This is a genomic window from Proteus sp. HMSC14B05 (assembly GCF_001808035.1).
GTDB lineage: Bacteria > Pseudomonadota > Gammaproteobacteria > Enterobacterales > Enterobacteriaceae > Proteus > Proteus mirabilis.
The window spans coordinates 48,070-67,997 of the sequence record NZ_KV792002.1; the positions used below are offsets into that span (position 1 = coordinate 48,070).

General features: G+C 38.7%; 22 protein-coding genes. 10 read left to right on the top strand and 12 right to left on the bottom strand.

Annotated features, from left to right (window positions below; genetic code table 11):
* Positions 1-24 precede the first annotated feature (24 nt).
* The 4 genes from dhaM to HMPREF3129_RS16320 all read right to left on the bottom strand — a co-directional run bounded on the left by dhaM (position 25) and on the right by HMPREF3129_RS16320 (position 3,789).
* Entirely contained in the window at positions 25-1,473 is a 1,449-nt protein-coding gene (gene dhaM, locus HMPREF3129_RS16305) for a dihydroxyacetone kinase phosphoryl donor subunit DhaM (protein ID WP_036895593.1), read from the bottom strand.
* Positions 1,474-1,504: 31 nt separating this feature from the next.
* On the bottom strand, positions 1,505-2,137 hold the full coding sequence (gene dhaL, locus HMPREF3129_RS16310; protein WP_004249430.1) for a dihydroxyacetone kinase subunit DhaL: 633 nt from the start codon (positions 2,135-2,137) through the stop codon (positions 1,505-1,507).
* A 32-nt stretch (positions 2,138-2,169) separates the two neighbouring features.
* Positions 2,170-3,234, bottom strand: coding sequence for a dihydroxyacetone kinase subunit DhaK (gene dhaK, locus HMPREF3129_RS16315; protein WP_004245625.1), 1,065 nt, complete (start codon positions 3,232-3,234; stop codon positions 2,170-2,172).
* A 294-nt stretch (positions 3,235-3,528) separates the two neighbouring features.
* Complete coding sequence (locus HMPREF3129_RS16320) at positions 3,529-3,789, bottom strand: Ogr/Delta-like zinc finger protein (protein ID WP_004245624.1); 261 nt, start codon at positions 3,787-3,789, stop codon at positions 3,529-3,531.
* A gap of 505 nt (positions 3,790-4,294) precedes the next feature.
* Between HMPREF3129_RS16320 and HMPREF3129_RS16325 the strand changes: the two genes are divergently transcribed.
* Positions 4,295-4,585, top strand: a complete 291-nt coding sequence (locus HMPREF3129_RS16325) for a phage holin family protein (RefSeq protein ID WP_004249433.1) — start codon at positions 4,295-4,297, stop codon at positions 4,583-4,585.
* A 266-nt stretch (positions 4,586-4,851) separates the two neighbouring features.
* Here the strand turns inward: HMPREF3129_RS16325 and tet(J) are convergent, their stop codons facing one another.
* Positions 4,852-6,048 (bottom strand): tetracycline efflux MFS transporter Tet(J), encoded by a 1,197-nt coding sequence (tet(J), locus tag HMPREF3129_RS16330; RefSeq protein WP_036919017.1) that lies wholly within the window; start codon positions 6,046-6,048, stop codon positions 4,852-4,854.
* Positions 6,049-6,138: 90 nt separating this feature from the next.
* On the opposite strand from tet(J), the gene tetR(J) reads away from it, so the two are divergent.
* Positions 6,139-6,762: a tetracycline resistance transcriptional repressor TetR(J) gene (gene tetR(J) / locus HMPREF3129_RS16335; protein ID WP_004250195.1), complete on the top strand. Its 624-nt coding sequence runs from the start codon at positions 6,139-6,141 to the stop codon at positions 6,760-6,762.
* Here tetR(J) and HMPREF3129_RS16340 read toward each other — a convergent pair.
* Entirely contained in the window at positions 6,759-7,703 is a 945-nt protein-coding gene (locus HMPREF3129_RS16340; protein WP_004245619.1) for a diacylglycerol kinase catalytic domain-containing protein, read from the bottom strand. The genes tetR(J) and HMPREF3129_RS16340 overlap by 4 nt on opposite strands.
* Positions 7,704-7,706: 3 nt before the next feature.
* Positions 7,707-8,723, bottom strand: coding sequence for an SPFH domain-containing protein (locus HMPREF3129_RS16345; protein ID WP_004245618.1), 1,017 nt, complete (start codon positions 8,721-8,723; stop codon positions 7,707-7,709).
* 152 nt (positions 8,724-8,875) lie between these two features.
* On the opposite strand from HMPREF3129_RS16345, the gene HMPREF3129_RS16350 reads away from it, so the two are divergent.
* Both HMPREF3129_RS16350 and HMPREF3129_RS16355 read left to right on the top strand, forming a co-directional pair.
* Positions 8,876-9,589, top strand: a complete 714-nt coding sequence (locus HMPREF3129_RS16350) for an NUDIX hydrolase (RefSeq protein ID WP_012368340.1) — start codon at positions 8,876-8,878, stop codon at positions 9,587-9,589.
* A 96-nt stretch (positions 9,590-9,685) separates the two neighbouring features.
* Positions 9,686-10,093: a TonB family protein gene (locus HMPREF3129_RS16355; protein ID WP_004249439.1), complete on the top strand. Its 408-nt coding sequence runs from the start codon at positions 9,686-9,688 to the stop codon at positions 10,091-10,093.
* Positions 10,094-10,227: 134 nt separating this feature from the next.
* Here the strand turns inward: HMPREF3129_RS16355 and HMPREF3129_RS16360 are convergent, their stop codons facing one another.
* The 5 genes from HMPREF3129_RS16360 to HMPREF3129_RS16380 form a co-directional block, all read right to left on the bottom strand.
* Positions 10,228-10,695 carry a hypothetical protein gene (locus HMPREF3129_RS16360; RefSeq protein ID WP_004245615.1) on the bottom strand — a complete coding sequence of 156 codons (468 nt, stop codon included), beginning with the start codon at positions 10,693-10,695 and terminating at the stop codon, positions 10,228-10,230.
* Positions 10,696-10,969: 274 nt separating this feature from the next.
* Complete coding sequence (locus HMPREF3129_RS16365) at positions 10,970-11,914, bottom strand: HpcH/HpaI aldolase/citrate lyase family protein (RefSeq protein ID WP_004245614.1); 945 nt, start codon at positions 11,912-11,914, stop codon at positions 10,970-10,972.
* A complete protein-coding gene (locus tag HMPREF3129_RS16370) occupies positions 11,914-12,990 on the bottom strand; it encodes a cysteine protease StiP family protein (RefSeq protein ID WP_036919015.1) in 1,077 nt (358 codons plus the stop codon). Before HMPREF3129_RS16370 ends, HMPREF3129_RS16365 begins: the two co-directional genes overlap by 1 nt.
* Before the next feature lie 2 nt (positions 12,991-12,992).
* Positions 12,993-13,763 (bottom strand): HAD family hydrolase, encoded by a 771-nt coding sequence (locus HMPREF3129_RS16375; protein ID WP_004245612.1) that lies wholly within the window; start codon positions 13,761-13,763, stop codon positions 12,993-12,995.
* A complete protein-coding gene (locus HMPREF3129_RS16380) occupies positions 13,756-14,901 on the bottom strand; it encodes a phosphoribosyltransferase domain-containing protein (protein WP_070487145.1) in 1,146 nt (381 codons plus the stop codon). Before HMPREF3129_RS16380 ends, HMPREF3129_RS16375 begins: the two co-directional genes overlap by 8 nt.
* Before the next feature lie 392 nt (positions 14,902-15,293).
* Between HMPREF3129_RS16380 and HMPREF3129_RS16385 the strand changes: the two genes are divergently transcribed.
* From HMPREF3129_RS16385 to HMPREF3129_RS16410, 6 genes are all read left to right on the top strand, one after another.
* Positions 15,294-15,878 (top strand): TerD family protein, encoded by a 585-nt coding sequence (locus tag HMPREF3129_RS16385; RefSeq protein ID WP_004245609.1) that lies wholly within the window; start codon positions 15,294-15,296, stop codon positions 15,876-15,878.
* A complete protein-coding gene (locus HMPREF3129_RS16390) occupies positions 15,879-17,027 on the top strand; it encodes a TerD family protein (protein ID WP_070487147.1) in 1,149 nt (382 codons plus the stop codon).
* A 24-nt stretch (positions 17,028-17,051) separates the two neighbouring features.
* Positions 17,052-17,507: a tellurite resistance TerB family protein gene (locus HMPREF3129_RS16395; RefSeq protein ID WP_004245607.1), complete on the top strand. Its 456-nt coding sequence runs from the start codon at positions 17,052-17,054 to the stop codon at positions 17,505-17,507.
* Positions 17,508-17,541: 34 nt separating this feature from the next.
* The gene (locus tag HMPREF3129_RS16400; RefSeq protein ID WP_004249445.1) at positions 17,542-18,567 is read left to right on the top strand and encodes a TerC/Alx family metal homeostasis membrane protein; all 1,026 of its coding nucleotides are present in this window, start codon (positions 17,542-17,544) and stop codon (positions 18,565-18,567) included.
* Positions 18,568-18,634: 67 nt separating this feature from the next.
* A complete protein-coding gene (gene terD, locus HMPREF3129_RS16405; protein WP_004249446.1) occupies positions 18,635-19,213 on the top strand; it encodes a tellurium resistance membrane protein TerD in 579 nt (192 codons plus the stop codon).
* Positions 19,214-19,289: 76 nt separating this feature from the next.
* Positions 19,290-19,865: a TerD family protein gene (locus HMPREF3129_RS16410; RefSeq protein WP_004245603.1), complete on the top strand. Its 576-nt coding sequence runs from the start codon at positions 19,290-19,292 to the stop codon at positions 19,863-19,865.
* The last annotated feature ends 63 nt before the right edge of the window (positions 19,866-19,928 follow it).

The window sequence follows — 19,928 nt, forward strand, 5'->3', positions numbered from 1 at the left end:
TTTGGCGCTTATTGCATTAGCATATTAATTTATTGAGCCAATAATTAATTCACTACTCTTGAGATCAAGGGTTAATTCTTGTGCTTCTTTTATTTTTAATAATCCATCACCTAAATGAACTAACATAGGTAGCCCCATCTGCGTGGCGATAATGGCACTGTGAGAACAACTATCCCCTTCAGCTAAGGTAATGGCTAATAATTGAGTTGCATCAAACTGAATTAATGTCGAGGGGAATAACTCTTTAGCCACTAAAATAGAGGGTTGTGATGGGGTAAATTTAGGAGGCGTTTTCTGTTGTAAATGGTAAAGAACTTGATTGCGCAGATCACGAAGATCTAACTCCCGTGCTCTCAAATAAGGATCACTGAGAGTACGGTAGAGTTGGATACGTTCTTTCATTTCATTCGTCCAACTCTGCTGAGCGCTAACGTTATCTGTTTTAATACGATCGATAACATTGGTGAGTAATTCTTCATCATCCAGCATCATGATATGGCCGTTAAAAATAGCGCCTATTTGTTCACCTAATGTGTGATTGGCTTTTTCAGCATAGTGCTTCAAATCATTGAGTGTATCTTTTATCGCTTGATTAAATTGCTCAATTTGTATTGTGCTATCGAGTGGTGCAGATAAATTTTCAATAGGAGCTAATTCTAGCTCATGCCAAATAAAAGCTGGTCCCTTGATGGGGGAAGCGGGTACGAGAGTACCAGTTAAACTTTGCTCCGTGAGTTCATCCGGTAATGCTTCGCCAAAACCTTGTTTAGCCAGTGCTAAAAAGGCATCAATAGCCTCATTTTCTTGTTCCCCTGAAGCAATTAAGGTTATTTCATCACCTTGGCGAATTTGAATAAGAGAAAGTTGATTTAAACTAAGGGGATTAATGCGTCTATCTCCCTTAATTAATTGATAGTCAGCACGAAATTTTGACAGTAGCTCAACCAGTGTCGCTGCAGGTCTAACGTGTAAACCATGAGGATTTTTTACCACCCAATGAGCTTCTTTGCCGTGCATTTGAATAGAAGGCGTGACATCATTTGGCTCTGAGCCACCCATGTTTTCACCCAATTGCATCTTTTTAGGGGTTAGTGCATGGTTGGCTTCTTCGAGAACCTTTTCTAAGCTAGCTCCGGATGACGCTGCGACAACAGCGGCTAATGTTCCTTCTACCAGCGGAGCTGAGCATAGTGTCACTTTTTGCGCTAATTCTGTATCAAGCAGTTCAATTGCTGTCTCTGTACTGAGTATGGCACTACCTAAATCCATCATAACAATAATGGCATCAGCTTCGGCGATCGATTCAATCGCCGTCATAATTTTAACAGCGTCAGTACCAATAGGGTGCGCTTCATCATCAACACCTGCGGCAATGGCTAGTCGGCAATGCGTTGGGTTAAGCATTTGATTCGCCAACGCCTCAATACCCTCAGCAAGATGTTTACTATGAGAAACAATCACGATATTAATCATGGCAGACCTCTCTTGATTATATTGTGAATGATTATGCGTGGATAGCATTAGACAGCGCTTGGAGGATCAATACCACAGAGGCACTGCCGGGATCTTTATGTCCTATACTGCGCTCACCAAGATAACTGGCACGGCCTTTTTTCGCTTGCATAGGAATAGTTTCCTCCGCCGCTTTTTCTGCAACTTTCAGTGCATTATCAATAGCATCTTCTATAGATAAACTTTGGTCATTCGCATGCTTTAAACTATCAACCACAGGCCACCAAACATCACACATAGTTTTATCATTTGGTTGTGCTTTACCGCGACTGACAATGCCATCAACACCTTCTTTAGTCATTTCATAAAGTTGATTTACATCGAGACTTTGTAATGATGCGGTGGGCTTAGCGGCACGAATAAAGAAGGTGCCAAAAAGAGGACCGCTGGCACCACCAATATTAGACAGTAATGTCATACCGGTATTTTTAAGGATAAAACCAATATCTTTATCGGCAAATTCAGGTAATTTCTCCGCTACCTTTTTGAAGCCTCTATTCATATTTAAGCCGTGGTCAGCATCGCCAATTTCACGGTCAAGATCGGTGAGATAGTCACTGTTTTGTTCAAAAAGTTGAGCGCATTGTTGTAGCCAAAGAATAATTTGATGATGAGTTAATACCATTTTCTGATCCTTAGTTATCGTTATAGGAAAACTTATTTTGTCATCGCAGGTGTAGCAACGGGTGCATCCCACAAAGTAAGTAGCGCGTCATCTACTTTTAATAAGGTAATTGAGATCCCCGACATATCGAGCGAGGTACAATAAGAGCCAATTAACGAACGTTCGATGTTAAGACCAAAGTTTTCACAGCACAGGGCAAGGCGATGATAAACACCATATAATTCAGAAAGGGGAGTGGCGCCAAGATTATTGACTAGGGCTATAACACGATCACCTGATTTTAGTGGCTGTTTTTCTTGTGTCTCTTCAATCCAATCACCATTGACTCGATCCCAACTGCGAATGGTGCGCTGATAGTGACCATTTTCAATTAGAGTATTAAACATTGCATCAACGGTATCATTTAATGAAGTAAATGGGCGACGGTCTATTCCTGGCTCTCCGTGGATCCCAACGCCAAATTCCATTTCATTTTCAGGGAGAGTAAAAGAGGGTTTTCCTGCAGCAGGTACGGTGCAAGCCTGTAGTGCAATACCAATAGAAAAACCATTATTATTAATTTGATGACCTAGCTTAACCAAATCATCGAGTGTATCGCCACGCTCAGCCGCCGCACCTAGCAATTTTTCCATTAATACGGTATTCGCTACACCACGACGACCGGCGGTATACAGACTATCTTTAACCGCAACATCATCATCAACTAATACTGTAGCAATTTTTACACCTTCATCATGTAGTAGCTCTGTCGCAGTTTCAAAATTGAGTACGTCACCGGTGTAGTTTTTAACGATCATTAATACACCTTCACCGCTATCAATTGCTTTTGCGCAATCGTACATTTTATCTGGGGTTGGTGAGGTAAAGATCTCACCAGGACATGCCCCATCAAGCATGCCTTTTCCAACAAAACCGGCATGCATTGGCTCATGTCCACTGCCACCTCCAGATAAAAGGGCTACTTTACCTTTTACGGGGGCATCATGACGGGTGACATAAAAAGAAGAGGGATGGAGATTGATTTCAGGGTGGGCTTTAGCAAAACCTTGCAGTTGTTCTGATAAAACATCATCAACACGATTAATAAGCTTTTTCATCTATATACTCCATTTGAAACTTGTATTGAAATTTTATGTAACAGAATGCTGTTACATAAGATTTCGACAAATTCTGATTAAAGGAATGACTCATTTTATGGCTTTTTTAATCAAAACCGCGTTCTGTGGTTGTTGAATTGCTATGTTGCTTTAATAAGCGATATAAGAATGTTTCTGTTGGATTAAATTAAATCTACATCATTTATGGTTATATAAGAACCAGTTAACTTATTTACCTGCCAGAATGGGAGCAGGATCATAAAATCAAGGCAAAATAGAGTAAGTAAAAAAGGGTTATATCTCTTGTAACAAGGTTAAGGCTTTTTCTCGTTGCTGTGGCGAGAGATTTTTTATCATTGCTAATAAAAGGGCATCTTGTTTTTTGGCGCTGGGACTTAGAGTATGACTAAAGGTAAGATTTAGCACAAAGGTATGCCCACAAAGCGGATCACGGCAGGCACAGTAAAGATCTGTTAACTCTTTATGCTTGCGATTACTTTTCTTTATCATCGCTTTTTCACCACATTCAGGACAGTAAATTGTTAAAACACGCATGGTATTTTCTCTTTATTATCAATCTATCACCACCTTCTATATTAGCCTAAGTTTGTACAATCACCAGTAATATTATTGTTTTTTTGTATTTTAATTTGTTGTTAATGATTTTCATCATGAAAAACAAGTTTATTTGTTTATTTAACTAAAAATAATTCGGTTAACCTCGGTTAAACACCATTAACCGACAATAACCGAACAAAGTTACTAGTATAAAATACAAAATTTATAGATAATGATTTCACGTTAAACCTACATGTGGAGATACAACATATTGAATTTAAATATTATCTAATTTGTTGTAATGACTAATATGAGGAGAAAAATAGGTAATGGATAACCTATTACAAATTAACAAGGAAGTGGGCAAGGATAGTACAAAAGGACGTTGTATTTATCCTTGAGCAAAAGGATCTTGCATATTCCATACAGATTATCTGATTGATACTAGGAGGTGAGGGTTCTTTTTACGGCTAAATACTGTAAGCGAATGCGAGGTATATTCATGGATGAATATGATCACACACTAGTATCATTGGTAGTTGTTGGCGCTTTTATTGCATTAGGGAAGATGCTAGTTGCTAATGAAGTTATCACATTACGACTATTTATTGGCAGGATCATCCTAGGATCAGCGGTTTCTGTTGTGGCAGGTGCTCTGTTGATTTTATGGCCGGGTATTCATCCTATTGCGGTTATGGGGATCGGCTCTGCCCTGGGGATCGCCGGTTATCAACTTGTCGAAATTTGGCTAAGGAAAAAAGGAAATGAGCTATTTTCACGGAAGAAAAACTAAGTGACCAATGATTAATTATCAATAATCAATAAGTTGAGCGTTATATTTGTATTTTATGATATTTGTGTGGTTTCGCATCATAGGGAATTAAGTGATATCCAATAGCGCTATTGATTGGTATGGATTGCAAGTAGCGTAAATTGGGTTGCTCAAGATGAGTATCGAGACTGCGTGACGTGGAGACAAGGAACGTTTATCACGATAAATGAAGATCAAGTCTGCAAGGAAGCCAGTCTTGATCTTCAACCTGTTTAATGACAAGTATGTTATGAGGGAAATTTTTTTAATATTGGTGATTTCTGTTTAAAATAACTGGCTACAAGTAACCCACTGTAAAGCATTGCACCAATAAACCACAATAAGCCATCCCAATATTCAACGCTGTAACTATAAATAAAAGAGAAGAGTAACGGGCCAACAATCCCAGTTATATTCGTTAGACTGACTAACGTTCCTTGTAACTGTCCTTGAACATGATGATCAACAGATTTTGATAAATATCCTTGTAAAGCAGGTTGTCCCATTCCTCCCGCAGCTAAACAGATTAAAGCGGGGAGCATAACCCAAACATGGCTTATCCAGGCTAATAATAAGCAACCAAATGCATCAATTGACATGCTAATGATAACCGTGTTGCGTTCTCCCCATTTTTGCGCCAGTTTTCCTGCGAGAACCGCTTGAAAAAAAATATGTAATACACCAAGAAATGCAAGAGATAAACCTACTTCAGTAGTGTGCCAAGCGAAACGCACTTGTGTGAATAGCACCCAAATGGTGGCCGGAATTTGCCCTATTAGTTGAATAATAAAATAGGCAATAAGCCAAAAACAGAGACTCTTTTTAATAAAACCAGTGGCAGAGTGAGGCGCTGTTTCCTGATTTAATACGGATATTTCAGTCGATATTTTTGTGGTTTGAGTTTCTTGGAAACAAAGTAATGAAAATATAAATAATAACGAATGAGAAATAGCCGCAAAGATAAATGGCGTATGGGCGCTGATCTCACCCAGTAATCCCCCTAACATGGGGCCAATAATTAAACCCACACCAAATGCACCACCCAAAAAACCGAAATAGCGTGTTCTTTCATGAGGATGAGTAACATCAGTCATTGCTGATGCGCATACTGCACCAGTGGCTCCTGTTATACCCGCAATAATGCGTCCAATGTAGAGCATCCATAATGAGGTAGAGCAAGCCATTAATAGGTAATCTAATGCCGCACCCAATAGCGAAAATAATAAAATAGGTTTTCTGCCATATTTATCTGATAATTTTCCTAAAATAGGTGCGAAGATCACCTGCATCGTCGCATAGAGTGCTAATAATATACCGTAATGATTGGCGAGTCTGTTTTCGCTCACAAACTCGTTTAATAGTGTTGGTAGTACTGGCATGATAAGGCCAATACCAATGGCATCTAATACTGTGACAAGCAGTATGATAATAATTGATTTATTCATAAATATCCTAAAAATCTATCACTGATAGAGAGGTGAAAAATATCTCTATCAGTGATAGATTGTCAAGAATATTTTATTATGAGGACACAAATGGCAAAATTAGATAAAGAACAGGTTATTGATAACGCATTGATTTTATTAAATGAAGTCGGTATGGAAGGGTTAACAACACGTAAGTTGGCGCAAAAATTAGGGGTAGAGCAACCGACACTTTATTGGCATGTAAAGAATAAACGTGCGTTATTAGATGCTTTAGCTGAGACTATTTTACAAAAGCATCATCATCATGTTTTGCCATTAGCGAATGAAAGTTGGCAGGATTTTTTGCGTAATAACGCAAAAAGTTTTCGTCAGGCGCTATTAATGTATCGTGATGGTGGAAAGATCCATGCAGGCACACGACCATCAGCCAATCAATTTGAGACATCAGAGCAACAATTGCAATTTTTGTGCGATGCTGGCTTTACGTTAACGCAAGCTGTTTATGCATTAAGTTCCATCGCGCATTTTACACTTGGTTCAGTGCTTGAAACCCAAGAACATCAAGAGAGCCAAAAAGAGCGAGAAAAAGTGCCAAAAATAGAGATAAACTACCCACCACTATTAACGCAAGCTATTGATATTATGGATAGTGATAATGGTGAAGCTGCATTCCTTTTTGTGCTTGATGTGATGATTTCAGGGCTAGAAACAGTGCTAAATAATCATCATTAAATAGGCTGACGCCCCTTAGGGGCGATGAGTTGCCCTTGTCTATCTGCGATATTGATTTGCACAATACAGCCAGCATTAAAATGTAAATAATCCTCTTCAATGCCGTCTGAGAAAATAACACCATTTTCGGGCATTAAAGATCCTAATTGCAATGGAGAGTCCGGCTCAATCGTGCCAAAAGTTAAAGCGGTGCCTGTTGTTCTACTAGGAAATGGCTCTCTTACACTAAATTGTAATTTTTTATCACTCCAGCTAAACCCTTGTAAAAGAGGGTGTGATGCTTTTCCGGTGATGGCCATGGCTCCAGCAAGAATAGATTGAAACCACCCTGTAGAGCCAAGTCCCGTTGATACAATAATGCCTGATGAGGATTGCACTTCTTGAGAGTCTCCCCATTGTAAGATATAACGTGCGGAAGTGTGGCTTTTAGGGCCAATAAATAAGTCATTAACCGCTAACAGTGATTGACCATCATTGGTTTTTGCTTGTGCAAAAGTGACCGAATTAAAAGGCATTTTGTGATTTATTGTATTAATTATAATCTCTTTCAATTGCCCTATTTCAAAGGGCAAGAGCTTACCATCCCATCTTGAAGGATCTGGATTGATAGCAATAACGGGTTGTTGATTAAGATATTTCAGAGTATTAGCGACGAGGCCATCTTGACCTATTACCACTACAATATCATGAGAGGAAAATTGATAACTAGGCAATAATCCTCTTTCCAAGAGCTGAAAACGCCCAAATGATTTTAAAATAAGCTCAGCTTCTGTGAGTTGTTTTTGATAGAGATTATGTTCATTAAGATAATCTGTTACCTCAACATGGTTATGTTCTAAATAGAATTTGGCTTGTGACCAAGTGTTAAAACGCTCAATTAATTCTTGTAAGCGACTTTTTCGCATCACTAATATGAAACGAAAATCGGTATTATTTTTCATAGGTTATCCTCTTTTTTTCATAAATTGGCTAAATAAATCAGGAGTGATATTTAATTCACCAATTTTTCCTGAATTAAGCGCTAAAGTTTCAAATGCCATTGCCATTAACTGTTGTGAGTCCATTTTTGCTAGAGCCATTGCTTTGAGATTTTCAACGGGCAACTCACGGTAAGCTCGCATAGTTGCTTCAATAGCATAAGCATCAGCATCAGATTGTATGCGTTGATTTTCCGCACTTAACGCGACTAATTCTTTACGTTTTGCTTCGGCATTGACTTTGGCTTCAAGACGCTCTTTTTCTATTTCGGCTTGTTCACGTAATAGGGTACGTTCATTTTCTAAACGAGCTTCTTCAATTTCTTGTCGTTTACGCTGTATAGATAAGTCTGTTTCTAATTCAGCTTCTTTAATGGTGCGCTCTTGCTCTACTGAGAATTTACGACGTGCATAAATTGCATCATCAGCCTCTTTGAGTAAGGATTCCCGCGCCTCAGCTTCTAATGCTTTAAGCGTTTCGGGAGAGGGTGAGATGGCCGCAATAGAAACATCTAAAATAGTAATACCTAAGGCCTCTAATGAAGGGTGTTCAGTAAGTTGTTTCATCACTAAAGTAACCAAGGATTGGCTAAGTTGTAGTGCTTCTCGTAAAGGGGTGCTTTGGATCTTGGCTTGGATCAGGGTTTGAGCAATACGCACCACGCGATCGTTGAGCTTTAGGGGATCTTCACTGGCGTAAGATTTGCCATTCTTACTTAAATTAAAGTTGAGGACTTCAGCAGCTTTTTCAGGTGATGTGACTTGGAATGAAATTTGTCCTTGAATACGTAGTGCCTGAAAATCAGCAGTTTGGAAGTTAAAGATAAAAGGGGCTTCTTGTGCATTTAACGGCAGTGCTGCAATAGATGTTGTTGCCGAATTATACCAAAAACTTAAGCCTTTACCTTGTTGGCGCACTTTCCCGTTGACCGATTTAATAATAAATGTTGATGAGTCTGCTTTGAAATAATTTAAGTTAAACATAGTCCTCTCCAGTTAGTGTCTTTATGACATTAACTATATATTGTCTTATGGACACTATTGGTGTCAAGTCATTTAGTGTCTTTATGACAAAATTTGATTTTCATGTGTTTAACATTAAAATAAACTCATTATCTTTTTATAAAGTGCAGACCATGAACGAACAAAATTTTTTAGCAAATTACAATCGCCGTGATTTTCTATCGCCGCTTATTACTGTTGATTCAGTACTATTCACTTACCATGAAGGGCAGTTAAAAGTGCTCTTGGTGGAAAGAGCTAATCATCCTGAAAAAGGAAAATGGGGATTACCTGGTGGCTTTGTTGATGAAACACAAGACAACTGCCTAGAAGATACTGTGCTCAGAAAATTAAAAGAGAAAACAGGGGTGATCCCGCCGTACATTGAACAACTCTGCTCAGTGGGAAATAATCAGCGCGATGTAAGAGGTTGGTCTGTTACTGTATGTTACACGGCGTTAATTGCTCACCAAGCATGTAAAGCGCATATTGATAGTGTGGATCATGTGATGTGGTTACCTATTGATGAAGTAGCACAGAAAAATCTGGCATTTGATCATAATGAACTGATTGCGCAAGCGAGAGAGCGATTAAAGCAAAAATCGCTTTATTCTATTGTGCCGGGATTTGCGTTACCTGAAGTGTTTACTTTGCCTGAATTACAGCATGTGCATGAGATATTGATAGGTAAAGAGATCCAGAAAAAATCTTTTAGACGACGGATTGAACAAGCCGACTTATTAATTGATACCGGAGAAAAACGTGCTGAGAAGGGACGCCCTGCTAGTCTCTATCGACTTAAGAAGTCGTCTGCGGATTATCGTTTTATTCGTAATCTTGAATTTTAATATATAGAGTATTTTTTTAAAATCGCTATACTCTTTTTAAGTTAGCAAATTATCATTAGAATTATTAATGTCTTAAAAATTACTCTGATAACAATTATGAAAATAAAATTTATTCTTTTGGGGGTATTTGGCGGTATTCTTTTATTAAGTGGGTTTGTTGCTCATGCAATAAAAACGATACCTTTGGATATGCAAAAAGAAGCTACTGTAGTTTCTGTCGAAAAACCGAAAATAGTATCACGACAATTTCCTTATTATCCTACAGGCGCTAAAACCGCTAATATTGAAGGCGATGTAGAGGTTAGGTTTGATGTGGATAAAAATGGTAATGTACAAAATATTAGGATATCAGATGATCCTATTGCAGCGATATTTGCTCCCTCTGTTTCACTGGCGATGAAGCATTGGCGATACGAATCAGGTAAACCGGCTAAAGATTTAAAAGTGGTTATACAATTCAGATTAGAAAATGTGAAACATAACGGATTTAATCAATCACATTAAATGAATAAAATAAATAACGTATAAACATTATTTTACCATTAGGGGGAATGACAATTATCCGTACAGGGTTATTGAAAAATATCAATGAAATAACTCGATATTAAATACCAAGTTATTTCATATAATTACCCTATTTATTTTTTATCTTGGAGAGCAACTTGAATTAAATGTTCTACATAATTATCAACAAGAAACTCAACCGTCTGACTTCGGGTTGTACTTCTTAAAAACGAAAGTTTATCTATTTTCCGTAGTGCTGACATTTTTAAAGATAGTGATACTGATTTTTTCTTATCTTTATCTAAATAAACACGACTTGTTGTGCCACTATGTTGTAGTTCTTCATTCGAAGATAATGCCTCTCGCATACGACGTAATGTTTTATTATCAAGCTGACCTCGTTCAGTCATTTGATACGATCTGGATGATTTACTGTACTTAATTTCAGCACTATAAGACTCTCTTATTTCTTTTAAAACACGGGTGAGCGTTGGCTCCGAGCATTCAAGAGCAGAAATAATCTTAATCGTGGGGACTTTTTTCCCTGTACTTAAAAGTATAGCCAGCTTAAAAACTCTGATTTGGCGAGAGCTCAATTGCATGTTTGGTTACCACGTATCTGTCAATTGTGTGTTAAGAAATTAGACCCAGCTTTTATTGTGTCTGTATTATTTTTCTACAAGTATATCTGAAATAATGTCAAATATTAAAGATTTTATAAAATAACAACCGAAATAAAAATATTGTTAAATAATATGTTAAAGTTTTATAAATAGAAGTTCTAGTTAAAGATATTATTCTTCAACTAGAGACTAAGTTTAAAATATTAATAAATAAAAAAATGCTTATAGTAAATATAAAAACGAATATTTAAACTTATGGTGTATTAAATCGTTGAACACTATTTTTTGAATTGGGAATAATGCCATACAGTTTTGCTCTAGTTAAAATACTTAATGCCCAACGGCGATGTGTTGCCGGTTCACACATGGCACCATGAGATTTAAATACGGCTTGTGTTGAATTTAAGATGCGCAACGCATCGGAATGATCAGACTGAGATACCATTAATGCCTGTTCTATTTTGTCTATCTGCTTGGGATGAATAGCGGTTTTACCCACTAAACCATTGGCAATATCGAGGGCTAATTCTCTATCCATAATTTGTTGATCATCAATATGCTCACAAACAGGAGCGGTAAGCGCAAACTGACGAGCACCAAATACAGCAACCAACATTTTTATCACGTATCCCATAGGTCCATCATAGAGTGTTAAATGGCGATTACGTCTAAGAGAAATAACATTCATTAAATCATTTCCACCGATACGTAAGGCAATAATTCTCTTATGGCAAGGGTGGGCTAGTAGCAAGTCTGCCAGTGAGGTCATTTGAAGAACGTCGAACACTTCTTCTGTTTCCAATGTTGGCATCATACATAAATGGGTGGGTTTGATGATACGCCACCAAAGGGGTAATGAAGCTTGGGTAAATTTAGGTAATACTAAGCCGTCAATCACGGTTAAATCTACATGTTCAACCAGCCATTGCGCCATTTCTGTATGGCGGGGGCGTATAAATAGCAACGGCCATTCAGTACAATCATGATGCTTTTTATAGTCTGATAATGTGGTTAATAATGTTGCTAGATTTTGTAATGCTTGTGGAATATCAGTATCACTGACGGCATCTTCTAAACAAATAATTAATGAACGTAATCCATCAATTTTTTGATCAATAATTGTTGCGGCGATATCGGTTCGTGTTGCGGGCATATACAGCGTTGCCCCTAAATTCCAAGGGGATAATCGTTCAATCATTATTGCACCTTTTTAATGATAGTAACGGCACGATATTGTCCTAATGCTTTACCTGCCTCGGTTACAGTAATATTTTTTTGTTTAGCAAGATAAATCAGTAGTGCAACATCGGGATCTGCAATTTCTTTTACCAGAATATGCTCAGGTACACGGCGTAAAACGGCGCGAGTTGCTTCAGCAATACCGGGTTTTATACGATTGATATTTGAAATGTCATATTTGTTGGCAAGTAAACTAACGACATTTTCGCTCAGTTTTTTTAAGTCTGACGGTTGATGTTTAAATGTGGCGAGTGGAATATCGTTATCTATTAAGGCGTCAACTATTTTTCCGACTTTATCAACAAGATAGCGACTACATTCATATTGTTTTAAATGTTGGCAATCGACAAAACCATGGAAGCCTTGCTCTGTCCAAATTGAACGTGAAATTAATCCTGAAACGGGCGCTCCCATAATCCCAAAAGGGATTAGCCAATCTTCATCACTGGCACTTAACCAAGCGCAACCACAAGGATCAGCAAGGACGACAAGATGGGGTTGTGCAGGAAAACCTTCACGTCCCGCCAATGAACGAATTAACTCATTTGTGATAGCGCCTTTTCCTGTCCACCCATCAACAAATACAATACCTTCTGTCCCATGGCGTTGCTCAATCCATGAAAGCGCTTCGTTATCAATACCTCTATCACGAATAATGCTAATACCATAGTGATAAGACGTTTTTCCCATTTTGCGCAAGGTCTGTTGTAACATCACGCCAAGTGGAACACCCGCACGCACAAGACTTGTCAGAATAATAGGGGTGTCACCAAAATGCGCAATAAGTGATTTTGCTAGCATAATTACTTGTGTAGCTAAACGTGTTGCGCCAGCAGCCAGTGCTTTTTCAAACAGTTCAAGATGCCAGGTTGTGGGTTCTGGCTCTTGGCTTAACATATCAGAATAGTGACGTTTACCAGACTGTATAAGTTCTTCTTTTAACTCAACAGGTGTCATTTCAATCTTGACGGGTTGCAGTAAAAAATCAACATCACCCAGTAGATAAGAGCCTGAAAAAGGCTGATGATCCATCATGTTTATTCTCCAAAAATTTTTGTGTTGATCGCATTCGCGAATTGGCTTTGGCGGGGAATAGCATACCAATTGCATAATTTCATAAAGCGATGATCACTTAGGCTATCGCCGAAACCAATTACAGGAAAAACGCCACGTTCTGCTTTTAATTTATTAAGCAAATAAGTGACGGCTTTACCTTTTTCAATTGGCTCAGGTAACCAAGCAATATTGTTACTGTTACGATGAATATAAAAACCTTTGGTTGAGAATATTTTTTCTATCTCATCACCGATAGCATATAGCTCATCTAATCGAGCGCTATCGTTATGCTTCATCACTAAATAAATGGGTAAATCATCATATTCATAGTTAATTCTCGCCCAACCATCAATATTACGTTCAGCCATTAATTGGGTAATAGATTGCTGTAACCTAAGTAAAGGTTGCTTATAAGGTGTTAAGCTTTGTGTGATATGGTGTTGCCATTGTTCATCTGCGACTTTTTCTGGGGTTAAGACAACAGCACCGTGTGTGGTAATAGCCCATGAATGAAAAGGAATAGTGACACGGCTCATTTCTTCCGTTCCACGTGCTGTGACTGGAATTAAATCAGCATGTTCTAGCATCCAATCAACCAGCATAGCTTGCTCTTGAGTCATAAAGCTACGTGGCGCTAAACTTCTATCCAACGCACCAGTTTTATAGGGTGCAAGCGCTAACTCATCCACCATTTTGCGACGAGTTTGAAATAAGGTATCGTCAAGATCGGCTAAAATAACAGGGTTAGTCATAGCTAATTACTTCAACAATAGGGGCAACTTTATAGAGAGCCTCAATAAGTTGACTATCAATACTTTCGGCAGGGGGTTCACAACAAAGCAGAATGCGATCAAATTGCTGATGAGCCACGTTATAGACAAAGTTAGGAATGCCTAATCCGTAATTATCAGTAAAAGTTATCGCTGATTGGATAGCAAAATTAGTGGCAATAGGTGAGCGAGTCGTCGAGCTATATTTTACAATAGCCCCTTGTTTTTCTAAGCGTTCTGCTAATAAAAAGGGTTCCCAGACAAATTCACCAGAGCCTAAAACCAATATTTTTTCACCCTCAGAAACATGAATAAATAGGCCAAGATCATTAGCAGGGGTTGTCATGCCTAAGCGTCCCCAGCTTTGTTTTCCTGTGATAGCAACCTGTCCTGAAGCAGTAATATTGACATTTGGCATAACAGGTAATGGTGCATCGGGATTGGCTTGCCATTGCCATTTTCCCTGCACTAAAGAGAAGGTTGTTATGGGTAATGGTGAACGCTTTTGCAGAGCATCACCACTCCAATCGGTTAATGTGACAGCAATAATCTGCTTAATTTGTGTTAACTTACCTTCTTCACGTAATGCAGACAGCAAGTTAAGAAAGGTATTACCTGTGGTTGCTTCATCATCAATTAACACAATGGTTTTCGCTTGCTGGATCCATTGGCGTTGTTCTAGGTTATGAGGCAAATAAAGTAGGTGATCAGTTGCATGACTGTGATTTTCTTTAAATTTACAGAATAATTCACCATCAGCAATAGGATGGCGCGTTGAAGTAAGGTAGAGGGCTTGAGGATAGCGATCTCTTACTTCATCAAAAATCCCCGCACCTAAACCGACCGCAGTTTCTGCCATACCAATAAAAAGAATAGGGCCTTCGAGTGATTGAGGAAATTGTTTGGCCATTTGTTGATAAGTTTCACGCATTTTCTTAGGTGAAACAGGAATATGGCGCCCTAATACTTTACTGACAAACAAAAAAGCGCGCTTAGGGTTGCGTCTTTCCGCAATATCAAAAAGTTCATCAAGATGTTCTAATGAGCAATTTGGCGTTACGCTTAATGTGCCACAAGTGAGTTGGCGACGATAAACAGAAGAGCCAATCAAACTATTCATTATTCTTTATTATCCGTACTAATTAGTTTTTTAAGTGCATTTATCTGGGTATAAGCTAAGCCGTGTTGAACATAACGTCACATACTGTGAATGTTTAAGCTAAAACCTGTTTTCTCATCATGAAGTTTCTATTTTATCATGTCAATCATAATGTGATCTATTTTACTTTAATTTAAAATAATTAGGTTAATGCGGTATTTTTTGTTTTTAACTTAAGTTTTAATTGTGTTTATCTATAAAAATTTCTTTTATTTCAATATGTTTACAATCTCTTGAAGTAAGTTGATAAAAATAGAATTGCCGAACTACTTCATCATGATATGATGATTTATAATTTGTATTTATATGCAAGTGATATTGTTGTTTCATTCTACCTTTGAAGGGAGTTAATTATGGTTTCATTACGCAAGGATCAGACAGTCTCTCTCAGTAAACAAGCCCCTGCACTGAGTCACCTAATGTTTGGTTTAGGCTGGGATCCTATTAAGAAAAAGGGATTTCTCGGTGGACTCTTTGGTGGTAATAATTCGATAGATTTAGATGCAAGTTGTGTATTACTCGATGTAAATGGTAAACAAATCGATACTATTTGGTTTCGTAAACTAAAATCAACTTGTCAGTCCGTTATTCACTCAGGAGATAACTTAACAGGAGAGGGTGATGGTGATGATGAAACTATTTTTGTTGATTTAAATCGTCTTCCTTCATTGGTTGAATATTTGGTTTTCACTGTCAATAGTTTCCGTGGGCAGACCTTTAATGAAGTTGAAAATGCGTTTTGTCGAGTTGTCGATAAAACAACCAATAAAGAGCTTGCTCATTACAAATTAACGGAACAAGGCGCTCATACTGGGATCGTGATTGCCGCTTTACAACGTAATCACGGACAATGGGATTTCACGGCTTTTGGCTCACCTTGTAAAGGGCTTGTCATTGACGAGATGATGCCAGATATTTTGGCGACGGTGGTGCGATAAATGACCCTAACACCTGGCGGAAATATATCCGTACCTGATCAAACGTTAATGGTGCGTATTCACTCAGGCTCACCTGTTGATGTATCTGCATTTAGGCTTTATGCCTCAGGAAAAGTGAACGGTGATGCTGATATGGTGTTTTATGGTCAAACCACTAATGATGACCGTACTATTATTTATGCAACAGCAGGTAATAGCACGTCGTTTACGGTTGACTTAACTCGCTTACGTCCTGATGTCGATAGAATTGCTTTTACAGCTACTTGTGAGGGGCAACAAACCATTGCTCATCTACAACATTTGTCTATTCAAGTTGATGCTAACAATAATGTCGTTGCGAACGGCCATGTTGATATCGATGGACGCACTGAAGCGGCATTAATTTTAGGTGAGCTATACCGTCGCAATGGAAGCTGGAAATTTCGGTTTATTGCACAAGGATTTAACGGTGGATTAAAACCATTGGCGGAATATTTTGGTGTTGATATTGCTGATCCTGAACCAGCACCAGCACCAGCACCAGCACCGAGCTCAGTGAAGTTAAGCAAGGTTTCGCTAACTAAAGAGAAACCGGCAATTAGCTTAACTAAAAAGGATGATTTCGGCAAAATCCGCATTAACCTCGATTGGCATCGAGAAAGTAAAAGCGGTGGTTCCGGGTTATTAGGTGGATTATTTGGTGGTAACAAAGGTATTGATTTAGATATTGGCGCCTTTGTTGAACTACAAGATGGTTATAAGTCAGTGATCCAAGCCTTAGGAAATGGATTCGGTGATTTTAATCGCATGCCTTATGTTGAGTTACAAGGTGATGATCGCACTGGTGATGTAGCGGGTGGCGAGTGGATTTTTATCAATGGACGTGAATGGAAAAATATCAAGCAAGTGCTTATTTTTACTTTTATTTATGAAGGGGTTCCTAACTGGAGTAAAACAGATGGTGTGGTCACTATTCATGTTCCCGAGCAACCACCTATCGAAACACGTTTAACGGATGGTAATAATGGTCGAGCTATGTGTGCCATCGCACGACTTGTTAATGAAAACGGATCAATCAAAGTTGAACGTCTCAATGAATTTTTTAAAGGCCATCGCGATATGGATAATGCCTACGGATGGGGATTTCGCTGGACTGCTGGATCTAAGTGAATACACGAAATAAGGAGAATAAAAATGAGTTTTTTCAATAAATTAAAAGAAGGTTTTAATTCCGGGCGAGCGGAGTTAACTAAGCAAGTCAGTCGTTTTAAAAACAAAAAATTTATGCAAGGTACGGTCGCAGTTTGTGCTCGTATCGCTATTGCCAGCGATGGTGTGAGTTCTGAAGAAAAGCAGAAGATGCTCGGTTTTTTAAAAGCATCAGAAGAGCTTAAAGTCTTTGATACCTCCGAGGTGATCGAATTCTTTAATAAGCTAATTAGCAGTTTTGAATTTGATACTGAAGTCGGTAAAGGTGAAACGATGAAGTATATTCTGGCAATGAAAGATCAGCCAGAAGCTGCACAATTAGCGATCCGTGTCGGTATTGCTGTTGCGAAAAGTGATGGTGATTTTGACAATGACGAAAAAGAGGCGGTGCGTGCTATTGCCGTTGCATTAGGCTTTGAGCCCGCAGAGTTTGATTTGTAATTAATTTTATATAGGGAACCGTTTAGGAATAATTATGGTATCCACACATATTGGTTTTCCGACAGAAACTGTCATTGTTTTTGTTGTACTTGCGATAGGCGCTATTTTTATCGATTTATTTATGCATCGTGCAGATAAGCCGATAACGTTAAAGAATGCTGTTTTTTGGTCAATATTCTGGGTAGTCGTTGCCATGGCATTCGCGGGTTTTTTATACGTCCACCATGGTGCAGAAGTTGCAAGCTTATTCGTGACGGGTTATGCATTAGAGAAAGTACTGTCTGTCGATAACCTATTTGTCATGATGGCGATTTTCTCTTGGTTTGCGGTTCCTGATCGTTTCCGTCACCGCATTCTGTATTGGGGGATCATTGGTGCCATTGTATTCCGTGCGATCTTTGTTGCTATTGGTACCGGCTTATTAAGTTTAGGGCCTTACGTTGAGATAGTCTTTGCTCTGATTGTTGCTTGGACAGCCGTAATGATGCTGAGAAGTGGGAATGATAGTGAAGAAATTGAAGACTATTCACAGCACCTTGCTTATCGCTTAGTAAAACGATTTTTCCCTATATGGCCAAAAATTACTGGACATGCCTTCTTATTAACACAAAAAGAGGTTGATGCAGAGTTAGCAAAACCGGAAAACAAAGACATAACTATCGGGCGAGGTACAAAAGCTGCGTTATATGCGACACCGCTTATGTTGTGTGTGGCGGTGGTAGAGCTTTCTGATGTGATGTTTGCTTTCGATTCGGTGCCTGCAATCATTGCCGTTAGTCGTGAGCCACTGATTGTTTATAGTGCAATGATGTTCGCTATTTTGGGCTTACGTACTCTCTACTTTGTGTTAGAGGCATTAAAACAGTATCTGATTCACCTTGAAAAAGCGGTTATTGCATTGCTGTTCTTTATTGCTGTAAAGCTGGGGCTTAATGCAACAGATCATATTTGGCAGCATGGATATAGCATTTCCGCGACAACCAGCCTATTCGTAGTGCTTGGTGTTCTTGCTCTGGGTATTCTGGCAAGTTTTGTATTCCCAGAAAAAAAGAATAAATAAGGTAAATAATGATAACCGATATTCTTGGGAAATTAGAATATCGCAACATAAATTGAAGAGGTTGAAGATGAGCGTTTCTCTTTCTAAAGGTGGTAATGTTTCTTTAAGCAAAGCAGCCCCAACGATGAAAAACGTCCTAGTCGGACTTGGTTGGGATGCCCGTTCTACAGATGGTCAAGATTTTGACTTAGATGCATCTGCATTTCTGTTAGCCGCTAATGGAAAAGTACGTAGCGATGCCGATTTCATTTTTTATAACAACTTAAGATCTGCCGACGGCTCTGTTGTTCACACTGGTGATAACCGAACAGGTGAAGGTGATGGTGATGATGAAGCACTAAAAATCAAACTAGATACCATCCCCAGTGATGTCGAAAAAATTATCTTTGTAGTGACTATCCATGAAGCGCAAGCGCGTCGTCAAAGCTTTGGTCAGGTATCTGGTGCGTTTATTCGTTTAGTTAATGATGACAACCAAATTGAAGTTGCTCGTTATGATTTAACGGAAGATGCATCAACGGAAACGGCGATGTTATTTGGTGAGTTATATCGTCATAACGGTGAGTGGAAATTCCGTGCTGTAGGCCAAGGATATGCAGGGGGCTTAGGCTCAGTATGTGCGCAATATGGTATTAACGCCTCTTAATCGTATGTTATGAAATCACAAATTACTGGCAGTTATTCCTAATTGTCAGTTTATTCAACACAGTAGGAGCTTTGATATGGCTGTTTCCCTTGTTAAAGGTGGTAATGTTTCGCTAACTAAAGAAGCACCAACCATGACGGTGGCTATGGTTGGTTTAGGATGGGATGCCCGCGTGACAGATGGCGCTGAATTTGATTTAGATGCGTCAGTATTCATGGTCGGTGAAGATGGAAAAGTGCTTTCAGATGCAAGTTTTATCTTCTTTAATAATAAAGTGAGCCAATGTGGTAGTGTTGAACACCAAGGCGATAATCGTACTGGAGAAGGCGAAGGTGATGATGAACAAGTCAAAATCACTTTATCCAAAGTTCCTGCTGAAGTGAAAAAACTGGTTTTTGCTGTCACTATTTACGATGCTGAAAACCGCAAACAAAACTTTGGTATGGTGAGCAACAGTTTTATGCGCGTTTATAATAACGACAATAACACTGAAATTGCACGTTTTGATCTTTCTGAAGATGCCTCTACGGAGACGGCGATGATCTTTGGTGAACTCTATCGTCATGGTTCAGATTGGAAATTTAAAGCAGTAGGCCAAGGTTTTGCGGGTGGTTTAGGCGCACTAGCCGCACAACATGGCGTCAATATTTAATCTTTCGCTAATAAAAGCGCCAAGATGACTAGATAAATAGTTAGTTTATGGATAAAGCGGGAA

Bases quoted from the DNA above. Each gene is read 5' to 3' on its own strand.
- HMPREF3129_RS16380 (WP_070487145.1), bottom strand. From the start codon at position 14,901: ATGAATAGTTTGATTGGCTCTTCTGTTTATCGTCGCCAACTCACTTGT.
- HMPREF3129_RS16390 (WP_070487147.1), top strand. From the start codon at position 15,879: ATGACCCTAACACCTGGCGGAAATATATCCGTACCTGATCAAACGTTA.
- HMPREF3129_RS16325 (WP_004249433.1), top strand. From the start codon at position 4,295: ATGGATGAATATGATCACACACTAGTATCATTGGTAGTTGTTGGCGCT.
- HMPREF3129_RS16320 (WP_004245624.1), bottom strand. From the start codon at position 3,789: ATGCGTGTTTTAACAATTTACTGTCCTGAATGTGGTGAAAAAGCGATG.
- HMPREF3129_RS16400 (WP_004249445.1), top strand. From the start codon at position 17,542: ATGGTATCCACACATATTGGTTTTCCGACAGAAACTGTCATTGTTTTT.
- HMPREF3129_RS16385 (WP_004245609.1), top strand. From the start codon at position 15,294: ATGGTTTCATTACGCAAGGATCAGACAGTCTCTCTCAGTAAACAAGCC.
- HMPREF3129_RS16395 (WP_004245607.1), top strand. From the start codon at position 17,052: ATGAGTTTTTTCAATAAATTAAAAGAAGGTTTTAATTCCGGGCGAGCG.
- HMPREF3129_RS16375 (WP_004245612.1), bottom strand. From the start codon at position 13,763: ATGACTAACCCTGTTATTTTAGCCGATCTTGACGATACCTTATTTCAA.
- HMPREF3129_RS16340 (WP_004245619.1), bottom strand. From the start codon at position 7,703: ATGAAAAATAATACCGATTTTCGTTTCATATTAGTGATGCGAAAAAGT.
- terD (WP_004249446.1), top strand. From the start codon at position 18,635: ATGAGCGTTTCTCTTTCTAAAGGTGGTAATGTTTCTTTAAGCAAAGCA.
- HMPREF3129_RS16350 (WP_012368340.1), top strand. From the start codon at position 8,876: ATGAACGAACAAAATTTTTTAGCAAATTACAATCGCCGTGATTTTCTA.
- HMPREF3129_RS16355 (WP_004249439.1), top strand. From the start codon at position 9,686: ATGAAAATAAAATTTATTCTTTTGGGGGTATTTGGCGGTATTCTTTTA.
- HMPREF3129_RS16345 (WP_004245618.1), bottom strand. From the start codon at position 8,723: ATGTTTAACTTAAATTATTTCAAAGCAGACTCATCAACATTTATTATT.
- HMPREF3129_RS16360 (WP_004245615.1), bottom strand. From the start codon at position 10,695: ATGCAATTGAGCTCTCGCCAAATCAGAGTTTTTAAGCTGGCTATACTT.
- dhaM (WP_036895593.1), bottom strand. From the start codon at position 1,473: ATGATTAATATCGTGATTGTTTCTCATAGTAAACATCTTGCTGAGGGT.
- HMPREF3129_RS16365 (WP_004245614.1), bottom strand. From the start codon at position 11,914: ATGATTGAACGATTATCCCCTTGGAATTTAGGGGCAACGCTGTATATG.
- dhaL (WP_004249430.1), bottom strand. From the start codon at position 2,137: ATGGTATTAACTCATCATCAAATTATTCTTTGGCTACAACAATGCGCT.
- dhaK (WP_004245625.1), bottom strand. From the start codon at position 3,234: ATGAAAAAGCTTATTAATCGTGTTGATGATGTTTTATCAGAACAACTG.
- HMPREF3129_RS16410 (WP_004245603.1), top strand. From the start codon at position 19,290: ATGGCTGTTTCCCTTGTTAAAGGTGGTAATGTTTCGCTAACTAAAGAA.
- HMPREF3129_RS16370 (WP_036919015.1), bottom strand. From the start codon at position 12,990: ATGATGGATCATCAGCCTTTTTCAGGCTCTTATCTACTGGGTGATGTT.